Below are 14,709 nucleotides of genomic sequence, written 5' to 3'. Positions count from 1 at the left end.
TGTAAAATTAGTGGGGAATTATTCTGCATTCCTTCCGCAATATGAACGCAGTTGCGTTTAAGATTTGTGAGCCAAAGTCCCGCTCAGTTTAATGACATTTATCACTTTTTAGACATGTTTTGCGCTAATGCAAAATAACGATTTGGCTACTTGGGCTTCTAATATTATTACTGAATCGAAACCAACTGTTTGTTGTAGCTTCTCTGACTTAGAGATCCTACAATTTCCGTCTTTGAAACGAATCGGCACGCAAGAACAGCATGTTATGGAGAGTTAGGTTCGAGTCCGGCCTTCGGCACCATTGTGGAAAAATTAGTCACCTTAGTGTGGCTTTTTTTATGTCCATAATCTTCCATAAGCCTCCATATCCTTTTGTTTATTAAGAGATTGATGTTTTATCTCTTTTCCTCCTGATCTGTTCGTTTTATCCGCACTGGTCTTTTTTTGTCCATTGACATCCAGATGATTTGGGGGTCAAGATGAGGGTCAATTCACTTCGATTAGGAGTTGACCCCCAATTATGGCCCTGACAGACGTTGTAGCCCGCACCGCTAAGCCTCGCGAGCAAGCTTACAAACTCGCCGATGCACATGGACTATACCTGCTGATAAGCCCTGGCGGCTCTAAGCGCTGGTATCTCAAGTATCGTTTCGAAGGCAAGGAAAGCCGCATCGCTTTTGGCGCTTATCCTCTAATCTCGTTAGCAAAGGCCCGTGAGAAGCGTGATGAGGTACGGCTGTTATTGGCTGAAGGTATCAACCCGGCAGAAAAACGGGGGAAAGAAAAGGAAGAAGCACAGGCCGCATTGATTACCTTTGAGAAAGTCGCGAGAGACTGGCATCGGTACATTAGTCAGAATCGCTGGTCAGAAACCCATGCCGGACGGGTATGGCGCGATATGGAACGTAATATTTTGCCGGCGATAGGCCATCGCCACATAGCGGACCTGAAGACTAAAGACTTGCTTGAGCCGCTGAAAGCCGTGGAGCAAAACGGCTATCTCGATTTGGCGTCACGGCTACGTCAGCGAGTGACCGATATTATGCGCTATGCGGTGCAGAACGATCTGATAGAGCGCAATCCTGCTCAGGATCTCTCCGGGGCGATAGCGCCGCCGAAGGCAACCCATCGTCCGGCGTTGAAGCTGGATAAGCTTCCGGATTTTCTGGCAAGGATTGAAAGCTATAAAGGGCGGGCATTAACCACCCTGGCCTTAAAGTTTACGCTATGCGTCTTTATCCGCTCCAGTGAACTACGTTTTGCCCGCTGGACCGAGATCGACTTTAAACGCGCTATGTGGACGATACCCGCTGAACGTAAAGCCATCCCTGGTGTAAAGCACTCTCAGCGCGGGGCAAAAATGCGCACTGAACACTTAGTACCGTTATCCCGCCAGGCTTTGGCGCTGTTGAAAGAGATTAAGGCTATCAGCGGTGCTTATGAACTTATCTTCCCCGGAGATCGTCGCCCGACTAAACCGATGAGTGAAAACACCGTCAATAATGCGCTGCGGGTTATGGGATATGACACCACTACTGAACTGTGCGGGCATGGTTTCCGCACAATGGCCTGTAGCGCTCTGGTTGAATCCGGGCAGTGGTCGCGGGATGCGGTCGAGCGGCAAATGAGCCACCAGGAGCGCAATAGCGTGCGGGCGGCTTATATCCATAAGGCTGAACACATCGAAGAGCGAAGGCTAATGCTGCAATGGTGGGCGGATTATCTTGATGCGAATCGGGAAGGATATGTGGTGCCGTATGAGTTTAGGGGGAGATGAGTTTTATATGCACATAATTTTAACCTGAAATTATTTTATGGATGAAATACTATGCTATTCGATAAGATAAAGACATATTTTCTTTATATAACCCTATCATTATTTTTAATTACTAATATTTTTCTTGTTGGGCACGAATTCATTTTTAAAAAAATATTTGTTTTGTTGTTTCTTTTTTTGACGGTGGTTGTTTGTTTTTATAAAAAGGATGAGTTTAGAAGAATAATATATTATTTTGTTTATTTTAATAATGACAAGCTTGTCAAGAAAATTTCAGGAGGGCTATCATTACTAGCTTGGCTGTTCTTTTTATCATCTTTGTTCTTACTAAACATTGGCCTTGTATGGCTTGCGAGATGGTTTATTCTGGCATTTATTATATTTGTCGTTATTAGCGGTGTTTTTACCTTTTATGACCTTGAGCGTGGAAATAGTATTATTTTTAGTAAGCTGAAAATTGTGTTTGTCAGTGGTGTATCCTTATTGTATTTCATTACAAGTACATATGCGGCTAGCTATTTTATGCAAATGAGCAATATGGATATAAGTGATTCTCCGTTGCTTGAGTTTGGATGGAAATTTGCTTTTTTTGCTATTTATTTTTTCATGTTTTTACAGCCGGTTTCATACGGTATTTTTCTGTTAGTATCAAATAAACTAGAAGGGCATCAGTTAATGACTATTTTTGGAGTCATCATGTTAACATCATTACTGCTGTTTGCTGTACCTCGCTGGGCTGAGAATTTTGTAGTAGTCGTGCTTGATTGGGCTACGAGTAGTGAATGGCGTACTTCTGCAACTTGCGGCTCCTTGAATATTAGTGATTCAACAGAGCACTATTTTGGATTTAATACAGATAAATACACAGTTTATTTCTCTAATCGTGATGGGAAATGGGGGTTTGAAGAAATTAATTGTATTAAAGATGATAAAAACCAAGACTCATTAAAACGTGTGTCTGTAAGTCAATCAAATATGCCTAAATGGTTCAAAGAATGAAGAGTTTCACAGATACTTAAGGAATACACTCTATTCATTATCTGCGCATCTACCTTTACACCGCTCCAGCCCCTTATTGAGGGGGGCGGGAGCTAATACGTCTTATAGGGCTTATTTTCCCTGCGATTCTGAATATCCAAGAATCATTTCTGCCAGATCGTCTTCCACCGCATAAAAATAACAAGCCGGAAAGTGTAGTACCGATGCCAACCGACAGGCAAGTTCAAATGTAAGTATCCCGCATAATCGTACCATTCACATTCAGAGATCATCCGGCATAATCAATCTGCCAACAAAGGAGATCGCTATGCGTAAAGCCCGTTTTACTGAGCATCAGATCATCGCCGTGATTAAGTCGGTTGAAGCCGGACGAACTGTTAAGGATGTTTGCCGGGAGGCCGGTATCTCTGAAACCACTTACTACAACTGGAAGTCTAAATACGGCGGCATGGAAGCATCTGATATTAAAAAGATAAAGGACCTTGAGGACGAAAACCGCCGTCTCAAACAGATGTTTGCCGACCTGAGTCTTGAGAACCGGGCTCTGAAAGACGTTATCGAAAAAAAGCTTTAAAACCAGCCTTTAAGCGTGAGCTGGTAACACATCTGATAACGGCATTCGGACTCAGTATTCGCCAGGCCTGCCGAAGTCTGAACCTGAGCAGAACGGTTTATCATTACCGCCCGGATACCACGCGTGATGAACCCGTTATTGCCGCATTGCAGGCGGCGGCTGAACGATACCCGCGATACGGTTTTCCGAAGCTTTATCAGGTTCTGCGACGTCAGGGGTATCAATGGAATCACAAAAGGCTCCACCGTATTTACTGTCTGCTCAGGCTGAATTTTCGCCGTAAGGGTAAACAACGGCTGCCGGTGCGTAATCCTTCGCCGCTGGCCACGCCGGAAGCGCTGAACCAGAGCTGGTCTGTCGATTTTATGAATGATGCCCTGGTCTGTGGCCGTCGTTTTCGCACGTTCAATGTCGTTGATGACTTTAACCGTGAGGCATTGTCGATTGAAATCGATCTGAATCTGCCAGCCCCGCGAGTGGTCCGGGTGCTCGACAGGATCGCGGCAAACCGTGGCTATCCTGCCATGCTTCGCATGGATAACGGACCGGAATTTATCTCGCTGGCACTGGCTGAATGGGCAGAGAAACATGCAATAAAACTGGAGTTTATCCAGCCGGGTAAGCCAACACAGAACGCTTTCATTGAGCGTTTTAACCGGACATACCGTACAGAAATACTCGATTTTTATCTGTTCAGAACGCTGAATGAGGTGCGGGAAATCACGGATAAATGGTTATCAGAATATAACTGTGAACGCCCGCATGAATCGCTGAACAATATGACACCGGAGGAATATCGCCAACAACATTATCTGGCCGGGATCTCAAAAAATGCATGGAACTAAAACGGGTCTATTTACACTTGTTATTGTTTATTCAACAGTTATGCTAAAAAAATAAAAATCTTCTCTTTAAATAATTTTAACCAATTATCATAACTTTCACACATTGCTATGGTCGCTTTTATTGTGTATAAAATTGTGTGTCCACATATCAATAAGTAACCTACTCTATTATGCACCAATAGATTGAATATATTGATATCGTGTATTTCTATGGTTTTAAAGATTATTAACCCAGTAGTAATGGCAGAAATTGAGAACAATACAGAATCATTTAAGGATTTGACAAGATCTCGTTGTTCTTTATTCCTTGTTATTATGATGATTACTGAGAAAATTATAGGGGCTATTAATGGAATGAAGAGCCAGACAAGGCTGTTAAGAGGCTGAAAATACACCCATAACAAAGTTAAAGATGATATTGTTATGCTGAATAAATATCCGAAAAATAATATATTTCCCATTCTCATTATGTTTAAAAAAAATTTCATAAAGTTTCCTTTTTTATACTGCCCTTAAGCTTGAATCATTTTATTAATATTAAGTGCAGGAATACTGAAAAAACCTAACACTTTGTATTAAATCATTAAACATTTACTTTCATAATATAAATGATTATGTTAACGTAACACAAGAAAAATTTTAATCATATTTTAAAGGCAAGGTTATGTTTTTTAAGGCCTTTTTTATAAAAACTTTTTTGCTTGAAGAGATGGTTGGTTTTTTACTCACGAATTGCTTAAGTATTGTCTGCAACATAGATTGATGAATTGCATACAACTAATAATGTACATGATAATGATGTGACAAATGTTCATTAGCAAAATATCCATAAAAAATTACAAGAGCTTTCCTAATTCAGTTTTTCATTTCAAGCAAAATTCAGTAAATACAATTATTGGTGAAAATGCTTCAGGTAAGACAAATCTTTTTAATGCTATGAGACTAATCTTAGATGATTCTCTACCATTGAATTCGAGGATACTTTCTGAAGAGGATTTTTATCGAGGACTAAAAAATCCTGACCTGCTCCCCGTTGATTAAAACACCCCGGTGTTAGTAATGTCTTCATAAGACACATGAGGACATCCCCATGAAGAAGCGTTTTTCCGACCAACAGATCATCAGTATTCTCCGCGAGGCTGAAGCCGGGGTATCCGCCCGTGAACTCTGCCGCAAGCACGCCATTTCCGACGCCACGTTTTACACCTGGCGTAAAAAGTATGGCGGTATGGAGGTGCCAGAGGTTAAGCGCCTGAAGTCGCCTGAGGAAGAGAACGCCCGACTCAGGAAGCTGCTGGCCGAAGCCATGCCGGATAAGGAGGCGCTTCAGGTGGCTCTTGGGCGAAAGTACTGACGACAGACCAGAAGCGGGAAGCTGTGATGTTGATATGTGATGCGACCGGTCTGGCGCAACGTCGTGCCTGCAGACTCACAGGTTTGTCCCTGTCGACCTGCCGTTATGACGCTCAGCGTCCGGCTGCTGATGCGCATTTATCAGGGCGCATCACTGAGCTGGCACTGGCGCGCAGGCGTTTTGGCTACCGCCGCATCTGGCAGTTATTGCGCCGTGAAGGGCTTCATGTTAATCACAAGCGCGTGTACCGCCTTTATCATCTGAACGGGCCGGGCGTTAAACGCAGACGACGTCGTAAAGGGCTTGCAACAGAACGTCTGCCGCTGCTCCGCCCGGCGGCGCCCAATCTGACCTGGTCGATGGATTTCGTCATGGATGCGCTGGCTACCGGTCGCAGGATCAAGTGCCTCACCTGCGTCGATGACTTCACAAAGGAATACCTGACTGTCACTGTTGCCTTTGGGATTTCAGGCGTGCAGGTCACGCGTATTCTGGACAGCATTGCGCTGTCTCAAAGCTATCCGGCTACGATAAGAACTGATCAGGGCCCGGAATTTACCTGTCGTGCGCTCGATCAATGGGCCTTTGAGCATGGTGTGGAGCTGCGACTTATCCAGCCTGGCAAGCCGACACAGAACGGATTTATTGAGAGTTTTAACGGACGCTTTCGCGATGAATGCCTGAATGAACACTGGTTCAGCGACGTCAGTCATGCCAGGAAAACCATCAGTGAATGGCGTCAGGATTATAACGAATGTCGCCCGCACTCCACGCTGAATTATCAGACGCCGTCTGAATTTGCAGCGGGCTGGAGAAAGGGTAATTCTGAGAGTGAAGGATCCGACATTACTAACTGAGCCTTGTATTTAATCCTGGGGGCAGGTCATTGACGGAACACAACGAACTCATCCTTTCGACCAATATCGAACGTGTGCTCACTGGTCGCGATGCCGCACTGAAACAAATTGAGCAACTTATCCAGCAGCTTGATGCCATTTCACGGCTAACCTCAGAAATTGGCGGTGGCACAGCGCAAGACTGGGCGATGAAAACCGGGCATCGCTACGATAGCTGGCTAACTGAAAAGACTGATAAAGCGATGCCTGCCGTCACCCGCAATATAGATCGCAGCATCTGGCGCGATTTGATGCTGAAGTCCGGCATGATGGCCTTGATGGATGCTCAGGCTCGCGACCAATGGCATAAGAATCTGGAGGAGGGCGAACTTCCTGCGATCAGTGAGGCGAATATCCTCAGTACTTTTGAGCAGTTACATTTGAACAAAATGGATGTCTTTGAGCGAGGGATTATCAACGTGTTCAAAGGTCTGTCATGGGATTACAAAACCAATAGTCCCTGCTGCTTCGGTAAGAAGATCATCATTAACAATCTGGTGACGCATAACCGCTGGGGCTTTAGCCTTAACTGGGGTTGGCGACGGGATCAACTGGCGGATCTGGAAAGAATGCTGTTTCTGCTGGATGGCAAACCCATCCCTGACAACCGGGGTGATATCTCTACCCGATTGATGGAGCATATTCGTGATAATCCGGCTAAGAATGTTTACGAAGATGAGTTATTCAGCATTCGTTACTATCAAAAAGGTACGGCGCACTTGACCTTCAAGCGTCTGGAGTTGATTAAACGTATGAACAATATCATAGCTAAACACTATCCGGGAATGCTGGCAGCGAGGTAAGTGAGTTGTCGTATGTTTGCTGTTAAAAGTGTCGTATGTTTGCTATGATGAAGAAACGAACAAAGGAGGATGACATGACCATAAAAGCTCGTATTCAGTCACGGCTGAAGCGCTCAAAGCGTTATGTTTTCACTCGTGACGATTTCAAAGATCTTGCTGGCTACGATCAAATAGGCAGAGCACTGCGTGAGCTGATGAAGGAAGGGCAGCTACTGAAAGTAGGCTATGGCGTCTACACCAAAGCGCGGCAAAATGCGATTACCGGTAAGCTGATGCCTGCTGCTCCCGGAGGTTCTGCTGCGGTAATGATTGAGGCGTTGGAACGTCTGAAAGTGGATTACCGTCTGGCAGGAGCAACAAGTGCCTACAACAGTGGTAAATCTACCCAGATCCCCGCGTCACTTGAAATCAAAACCTCCCCCCGTTTCAAGAGAACATTGTCAGTAGGGAGCAGCAAACTAAATGGATGATTTAACAAAGCTATTCCCGGACGTTGCTGATGCTCTGGGCATTGAATCAGTTGCAATTGTAGAGAAAGATTATTACATCGTTGAGTTATTGCGATTGCTCCAGCCTCTGGCGTTTGACACACATCAACTGGTTTTTGCCGGTGGAACGGCATTGTCAAAAGCGGGGATATCTTTGAACAGGATGTCGGAGGACGTGGACATTAAGCTTGTTCCTGTCGCCGGTTTTTCCCAGCAATATTCCAGAGGTCAGCGTAAAAGCATCCGTAAGGATATTATTCAGACCATTATCGAAACGATTACAGCCTCAGATACGTTTCGCATGGATGAAGAGTATCCAAAGGTTACTCGTGATGAATATCGCTATAATGAAATTCCGGTACGCTACCCGCAGGAATATGCACAAATTCCCTGTTTAAGGCCATTTATCAAACTGGAACTGATGGAAACGGATTTGCTTGAGGCTGCGGAAAATCGTGCTATTAGCTCACTGGTAATGGATCTAACAAAGAAGGGCGAAGTAGTGAGGGCTTTTCCCTGCGCAACTATCGGTAGCACGCAGGCTGAAAAACTGATCTCGATGATGCGCAGAACGGCTGCAAGTATGCGTGATGTGGAGCGTGCAGTGGATGAGTCACTGGTGCGTCATATCTACGACAACTTTTGTATTGTTAGAGAAAAAGGTGCTGACGTTCCTGTTTTGAAGCGCTTTGTGCAGGAATGTATTGAGCAGGATATCCAACGTTACGGTGCTCAGTATCCTGAATTCTGCGAGTCGCCTGTTGAAGAACTAAAAATGGGGTTGGAAGAACTGGCGAGCAACCCTGTTTATAAGGAACGCTATCTGCAGTTTGTTACACCAATGGTGTTCGGTGAAAGCCACGTTTCCTGGGAAGAGGCCTATGCCTGTTTTCGCATAACGGCATTGGATGTGATTGATGCATAGCGCCAGAGATACGCTCGATGGTGAGCATTTTCCAGGTAACTTTTGCCCCGATTCGAGTCCCAAAATCAACGTTTTAATGTGTTGGTATCGATGTTGGCACATTAACTAAAGATTATTTGTAATTATTTTTAAATCAAAGGATTAATCATTATGTGCGAGTCTGGTCTTGCCCAAATGATGCAATCAAGTCGCCCAGGGGCGGCTTTTTTTGTGCCTGAAATCCAGTATCTGCAAGGCTTTCCTCGCTTTTTCACTCAACCTAAGTCAACCTGATTCAATCTACATCAACTTACTGATACATACCCGCAGTGAAGGGGAACCATCATCTTTCGCTAATGATTATTTTAATAAAGGGTTGATTTATTAATTTTTAATCAAGTGTGTAGAATGTGAAGGCTTTTAGCTAAAATCTTTTTTATTCCGTTTTAAAGAAAGTTTCAGGCTCTAACAATCTGAGGAAGGTCATTATGGATGATGGTGGAATGAGAATTGTAATGTCGCCTGTACAGCTGGCGGCCGTTCTTTCAGACAAGACAGTAACTGAAGCCGAGACTCTAAGTAACAGACTGCTTGGTGGATTAGGCGTTTTGCTTGGTGGCGTCGAGATGGCCGGAGCAGTAACGCTATGTATAGCGCCAGAACCGACAGGTCTTACTAAAGCGGGATGTGTGGTCGTCGGTGCTCATAGCCTGGATAGTGTACATGCCGCAGCTCAGCAGATGATATCAGGCAGGGATACGCGTTCAGCTACATATCAGTTAGCAGTGAGTGCAGCCCGACAGCTGGGAGCTGATGAAGATACAGCATTAAAAATAGGTATGACGGTTGATATTGCTGTTCCGATTGGATTTGCCATGGCTATTGGCGCAGCAAGAGTTGCAGCTATTAAAGCTGGCCGTGTCAGACTGGTAGAACATGAATCTTTAACCGGATTAAAACCAGGCGGTCATACCCTGGCGAATCATGTAGGCAAAACAGATAATGAACTGTTGGCTCGATTTGAACGAAATAAACGGCTCACAATGTCGTCAACATTTAAAAATTTAGATGTTGCTGAGAACGTTATTTCACGAGCGCTTTATATTAACCGGGATGGCATCAAATCTGCGTTGGCTGGCGGTAAGCACGGTGTACGTCTTACTATTAACTATCCTGCCGGACGGGAAATAGGATATGGATACGCGCGTGGAAATACTCAGCGAATCAGTATGCATGCTGTCCGTATCGTCATTGATATTCAGGAATATAACGGAAAGCCTTACTATATCCTTACTGCCTTTCCAACCCCATAGGTGAATTATGCAAAAATTTCATCACCTTGATCAGTTGATTCAGGGATATTTTAATCAGGATTACGACATCATTAATGACGATGAGGACACGGTTGAAGGTATCACCGGATTATTCATAAAGGTTGCTCCGGAATGGATGTTGAAAGAGTTGGCAGAAGAAGTTGATGATTTTATAGATTGCTACAAAGACCATTTGGATGAGGAGTTTAAAAATCGATATGGCCACGATTTCTTACCGGAGCTTTGGGAAACGACAGCTTATGACTTCTTGATGACGGTGCGCAGACTGGCGCTTAGCCGCATGTAAGCTTCTCCCATTTCACTTACGCTCATAAAAAATATGGGGGTATAAATAGGGGAGAGATTGTTCTTTGCTTTCTTTCAATAAGTTATGATATTGATCGAGTCCGGCCTTAACACCAAATGATGCAATCAAGTCACCCAGGGGCTGTAAATAGACCCGTTTTAGTTCCATGCATTTTTTGAGATCCCGGCCAGATAATGTTGTTGGCGATATTCCTCCGGTGTCATATTGTTCAGCGATTCATGCGGGCGTTCACAGTTATATTCTGATAACCATTTATCCGTGATTTCCCGCACCTCATTCAGCGTTCTGAACAGATAAAAATCGAGTATTTCTGTACGGTATGTCCGGTTAAAACGCTCAATGAAAGCGTTCTGTGTTGGCTTACCCGGCTGGATAAACTCCAGTTTTATTGCATGTTTCTCTGCCCATTCAGCCAGTGCCAGCGAGATAAATTCCGGTCCGTTATCCATGCGAAGCATGGCAGGATAGCCACGGTTTGCCGCGATCCTGTCGAGCACCCGGACCACTCGCGGGGCTGGCAGATTCAGATCGATTTCAATCGACAATGCCTCACGGTTAAAGTCATCAACGACATTGAACGTGCGAAAACGACGGCCACAGACCAGGGCATCATTCATAAAATCGACAGACCAGCTCTGGTTCAGCGCTTCCGGCGTGGCCAGCGGCGAAGGATTACGCACCGGCAGCCGTTGTTTACCCTTACGGCGAAAATTCAGCCTGAGCAGACAGTAAATACGGTGGAGCCTTTTGTGATTCCATTGATACCCCTGACGTCGCAGAACCTGATAAAGCTTCGGAAAACCGTATCGCGGGTATCGTTCAGCCGCCGCCTGCAATGCGGCAATAACGGGTTCATCACGCGTGGTATCCGGGCGGTAATGATAAACCGTTCTGCTCAGGTTCAGACTTCGGCAGGCCTGGCGAATACTGAGTCCGAATGCCGTTATCAGATGTGTTACCAGCTCACGCTTAAAGGCTGGTTTTAAAGCTTTTTTTCGATAACGTCTTTCAGAGCCCGGTTCTCAAGACTCAGGTCGGCAAACATCTGTTTGAGACGGCGGTTTTCGTCCTCAAGGTCCTTTATCTTTTTAATATCAGATGCTTCCATGCCGCCGTATTTAGACTTCCAGTTGTAGTAAGTGGCTTCAGAGATACCGGCCTCCCGGCAAACATCCTTAACAGTTCGTCCGGCTTCAACCGACTTAATCACGGCGATGATCTGATGCTCAGTAAAACGGGCTTTACGCATAGCGATCTCCTTTGTTGGCAGATTGATTATGCCGGATGATCTCTGAATGTGAATGGTACGATTATGCGGGATACTTACAAGTTGTTTTCCGTGCCCAGGAATGTCTATGTGATTGGCACTATGAATACGGCTGATAAATCGTTAATTCAAATGGACCTGGCGTTAAGACGCCGCTTTAGCTTTACAGAAATGCCTGCGCGACCGGAGTTTTTAGCTGGGGTCACTGCGTTTGGCGTTGATGTCGAAAAGTTGTTAACGCGTATTAATCAGCGTATCGAAGCGCTACTGGATAGTGAGCATACGATTGGCCATGCTTACTTTATGCCGCTAAAGAAATTAGAAAATAACGCCGACCGCGAAGCCTGTCTTGCCAGCATCTTTCAGAGCAAAATCATTCCATTGCTGAGAGAGTATTTCTTTGATGATTATGAGCGTATCGGTTGGGTACTGAATGATTCGGTGAAAGCGAAAGAAAACCGTTTTATCCTATTGCAACAGTCAGCACAATTACCGTCATTTTCTGCACTATTCCCGAAAGAAATTGCGGATAGCTTGTCTGACAGACGTTTCCGTATCAATGATAATGCTTTCGCGTCGGCTGAAGCCTATCAGGGTATTGTCGCATGATGACTCAGGTCCGGGAATATGCTCTGCTGACGTGTGATAGCGCTCAACCAGCCAGTATGGATTTGGGGATTGTCTCTGAGGCAACCTTTTCCTGGCTTGAGCAATTACATCAAAAGTGGAGTGGCACCTCGCAAATTCTCAGCCGGGAAGGGAAGCGGTTTTTGCGTTTGGGAAGCTATGTCGGTTATCTACAATCCCCGAATGGCGAGTCAATTGAAATTCTGCCTAAAACCACACTTGTGTAGTGGTCAACAAAAACTGGCCACCGCTTTAGAGTTTTTCCAGTATCGACTTTCCGATTCGTTTGGTGGTAATCCACCGTTATATTCATGCGGCCTGAGCGTGCTGTAGTAACCCACGATGTAATCTGTGATCGCATGAGAGGCTTCACTGAAGTTCATGTATCCCATCACGGGAACCCATTCATTTTTCAGGCTCCGGAAGAACCGCTCCATTGGGCTGTTATCCCAGCAATTTCCCCGCCGACTCATGCTCTGCTTTATCCTGCAACGCCACAGTAACTGCCTGAACTGCCGGCTTGTGTAGTGGCTACCCTGATCGCTATGGAACATCACTCCGCCTGGCTTTCCCCGACGCTCCCAGGCCATTTCCAGCGCTTTCATAGTGAGTTTGCTGTCCGGTGAGAATGACATTGCCCAGCCCACGGGTTTTCTGGCGAACAGGTCGAGAACAACAGCAAGATATGCCCAACGTTTTCCTGTCCAGATATAAGTCACGTCGCCGCACCATACCTGGTTGGGCTCGATGACCGCGAACTGACGATCAAGGTGGTTCGGTATAGCGATGTGTTCCTGTCCACCGCGCTTATACCGGTGTGTTGGCTGCTGGCAGCTTACAAGTCCCAGCTCTTTCATGAGTTTGCCAGCAAGCCAGCGCCCCATACGGAAGCCTTTAAGTGTTGCCATAGTGGCAATGCTTCTTGCGCCCGCTGAGCCATGACTGATGCTGTGTAACTCCTGCACCTGGCTACGCAACGCTGTCCGCCTGATATCCGGTTCATCAGGACGACTTTTCCAGTATTTGTAGCTGCTACGGTGAACCCCAAACACATGGCACAGTATCGCCACGGGATAACGCGCTCTGAGCTTCCCGATTAACGAGAACTGTTCAGGGAGTCTGACATCAAGAGCGCGGTAGCCTTTTTTAATATGTCATTTTCCATTTCAATACGTTGAAGTTTTTTCTTCAGCTCACGAATTTCAATTTGTTCCGGCGTTATCGGCGAGGCTTTTGGCGTTTTGCCCTGACGTTCATCACGCAACTGTTTAACCCAGCGCGTCATGGTAGAAAGCCCTATATCCATCGCTTCAGCCGCTTCAGCAACGGTGTAATTCTGATCGACGACAAGCTGGGCTGATTCGCGTTTGAACTCTGCACTGAAATTTCTTTTTTTCATTGGGGCACCTGTATTGTTCTGAGGCGAGCATATCACCTCTGTTCAGGTGGCCAAATTCAGTAAACCACTACAGTTGAAGCCGGACGAACTGTTAAGGATGTTTGCCGGGAGGCCGGTATCTCTGAAGCCACTTACTACAACTGGAAGTCTAAATACGGCGGCATGGAAGCATCTGATATTAAAAAGATAAAGGACCTTGAGGACGAAAACCGCCGTCTCAAACAGATGTTTGCCGACCTGAGTCTTGAGAACCGGGCTCTGAAAGACGTTATCGAAAAAAAGCTTTAAAACCAGCCTTTAAGCGTGAGCTGGTAACACATCTGATAACGGCATTCGGACTCAGTATTCGCCAGGCCTGCCGAAGTCTGAACCTGAGCAGAACGGTTTATCATTACCGCCCGGATACCACGCGTGATGAACCCGTTATTGCCGCATTGCAGGCGGCGGCTGAACGATACCCGCGATACGGTTTTCCGAAGCTTTATCAGGTTCTGCGACGTCAGGGGTATCAATGGAATCACAAAAGGCTCCACCGTATTTACTGTCTGCTCAGGCTGAATTTTCGCCGTAAGGGTAAACAACGGCTGCCGGTGCGTAATCCTTCGCCGCTGGCCACGCCGGAAGCGCTGAACCAGAGCTGGTCTGTCGATTTTATGAATGATGCCCTGGTCTGTGGCCGTCGTTTTCGCACGTTCAATGTCGTTGATGACTTTAACCGTGAGGCATTGTCGATTGAAATCGATCTGAATCTGCCAGCCCCGCGAGTGGTCCGGGTGCTCGACAGGATCGCGGCAAACCGTGGCTATCCTGCCATGCTTCGCATGGATAACGGACCGGAATTTATCTCGCTGGCACTGGCTGAATGGGCAGAGAAACATGCAATAAAACTGGAGTTTATCCAGCCGGGTAAGCCAACACAGAACGCTTTCATTGAGCGTTTTAACCGGACATACCGTACAGAAATACTCGATTTTTATCTGTTCAGAACGCTGAATGAGGTGCGGGAAATCACGGATAAATGGTTATCAGAATATAACTGTGAACGCCCGCATGAATCGCTGAACAATATGACACCGGAGGAATATCGCCAACAACATTATCTGGCCGGGATCTCAAAAAATGCATGGAACTAAAA

12 protein-coding genes and 4 pseudogenes are annotated in these 14,709 nt (G+C 45.8%); 13 read left to right on the top strand and 3 right to left on the bottom strand.

The window, feature by feature from the left end; all coding sequences use genetic code 11:
* The first annotated feature begins 520 nt into the window (after positions 1-520).
* Both B1H58_RS04705 and B1H58_RS04700 read left to right on the top strand, forming a co-directional pair.
* Entirely contained in the window at positions 521-1,777 is a 1,257-nt protein-coding gene (locus B1H58_RS04705) for a tyrosine-type recombinase/integrase (protein WP_085068218.1), read from the top strand.
* 51 nt (positions 1,778-1,828) lie between these two features.
* The gene (locus B1H58_RS04700) at positions 1,829-2,776 is read left to right on the top strand and encodes a hypothetical protein (protein WP_085068217.1); all 948 of its coding nucleotides are present in this window, start codon (positions 1,829-1,831) and stop codon (positions 2,774-2,776) included.
* Positions 2,777-2,887: 111 nt separating this feature from the next.
* Here the strand turns inward: B1H58_RS04700 and B1H58_RS20975 are convergent.
* A pseudogene (locus B1H58_RS20975) lies at positions 2,888-3,004 on the bottom strand (transcriptional regulator); the annotation flags it as partial.
* Between the two features lie 79 nt (positions 3,005-3,083).
* Between B1H58_RS20975 and B1H58_RS04695 the strand changes: the two are divergent.
* From B1H58_RS04695 to B1H58_RS04650, 8 genes are all read left to right on the top strand, one after another.
* A protein-coding gene (locus B1H58_RS04695) for an IS3 family transposase (RefSeq protein WP_157130138.1) occupies positions 3,084-4,195 on the top strand; the annotation gives its coding sequence in 2 pieces (ribosomal slippage) (positions 3,084-3,345 and positions 3,345-4,195; 1,113 coding nt in all).
* Between the two features lie 807 nt (positions 4,196-5,002).
* Positions 5,003-5,236 (top strand): AAA family ATPase, encoded by a 234-nt coding sequence (locus B1H58_RS21280; RefSeq protein ID WP_085068215.1) that lies wholly within the window; start codon positions 5,003-5,005, stop codon positions 5,234-5,236.
* Between the two features lie 49 nt (positions 5,237-5,285).
* A protein-coding gene (locus B1H58_RS04675) for an IS3 family transposase (RefSeq protein WP_157130150.1) occupies positions 5,286-6,406 on the top strand; the annotation gives its coding sequence in 2 pieces (ribosomal slippage) (positions 5,286-5,544 and positions 5,544-6,406; 1,122 coding nt in all).
* A 29-nt stretch (positions 6,407-6,435) separates the two neighbouring features.
* Positions 6,436-7,248 carry a DUF4942 domain-containing protein gene (locus B1H58_RS04670; protein WP_085068212.1) on the top strand — a complete coding sequence of 271 codons (813 nt, stop codon included), beginning with the start codon at positions 6,436-6,438 and terminating at the stop codon, positions 7,246-7,248.
* Between the two features lie 74 nt (positions 7,249-7,322).
* A complete protein-coding gene (locus B1H58_RS04665) occupies positions 7,323-7,718 on the top strand; it encodes a DUF6088 family protein (protein WP_004186793.1) in 396 nt (131 codons plus the stop codon).
* Positions 7,711-8,661, top strand: coding sequence for a nucleotidyl transferase AbiEii/AbiGii toxin family protein (locus B1H58_RS04660; RefSeq protein ID WP_085068211.1), 951 nt, complete (start codon positions 7,711-7,713; stop codon positions 8,659-8,661). Before B1H58_RS04665 ends, B1H58_RS04660 begins: the two co-directional genes overlap by 8 nt.
* 467 nt (positions 8,662-9,128) lie before the next feature.
* Complete coding sequence (locus B1H58_RS04655; protein ID WP_085068210.1) at positions 9,129-9,953, top strand: RNase A-like domain-containing protein; 825 nt, start codon at positions 9,129-9,131, stop codon at positions 9,951-9,953.
* Positions 9,954-9,960: 7 nt separating this feature from the next.
* A complete protein-coding gene (locus B1H58_RS04650; protein ID WP_085068209.1) occupies positions 9,961-10,260 on the top strand; it encodes a contact-dependent growth inhibition system immunity protein in 300 nt (99 codons plus the stop codon).
* 158 nt (positions 10,261-10,418) lie between these two features.
* Here the strand turns inward: B1H58_RS04650 and B1H58_RS04645 are convergent.
* Positions 10,419-11,530 (bottom strand): IS3 family transposase gene (locus B1H58_RS04645; RefSeq protein WP_157130149.1). Its coding sequence is split into 2 segments (ribosomal slippage): positions 10,419-11,269 and positions 11,269-11,530, totalling 1,113 coding nucleotides; the frame shifts between segments, so codons are not numbered across the junction.
* Positions 11,531-11,608: 78 nt separating this feature from the next.
* Here B1H58_RS04645 and B1H58_RS04640 point away from each other — a divergent pair.
* Both B1H58_RS04640 and B1H58_RS04635 read left to right on the top strand, forming a co-directional pair.
* Positions 11,609-12,157, top strand: a pseudogene (locus B1H58_RS04640) (AAA family ATPase); the annotation flags it as partial.
* A pseudogene (locus B1H58_RS04635) lies at positions 12,154-12,393 on the top strand (McrC family protein); the annotation flags it as partial. The pseudogenes B1H58_RS04640 and B1H58_RS04635, both read left to right, overlap by 4 nt.
* Before the next feature lie 12 nt (positions 12,394-12,405).
* Here the strand turns inward: B1H58_RS04635 and B1H58_RS04630 are convergent.
* Positions 12,406-13,574 (bottom strand): IS3 family transposase gene (locus B1H58_RS04630; RefSeq protein ID WP_157130148.1). Its coding sequence is split into 2 segments (ribosomal slippage): positions 12,406-13,325 and positions 13,325-13,574, totalling 1,170 coding nucleotides; the frame shifts between segments, so codons are not numbered across the junction.
* Between the two features lie 72 nt (positions 13,575-13,646).
* Between B1H58_RS04630 and B1H58_RS04625 the strand changes: the two are divergent.
* A pseudogene (locus B1H58_RS04625) lies at positions 13,647-14,707 on the top strand (IS3 family transposase); the annotation flags it as partial.
* Between the last annotated feature and the right edge of the window lie 2 nt (positions 14,708-14,709).

The sequence above is a fragment of the Pantoea alhagi genome (assembly GCF_002101395.1).
Lineage (GTDB): Bacteria > Pseudomonadota > Gammaproteobacteria > Enterobacterales > Enterobacteriaceae > Mixta > Mixta alhagi.
Note: the sequence above shows the minus strand (reverse complement) of the source record. Positions and strands in the feature narration are given on the sequence as shown.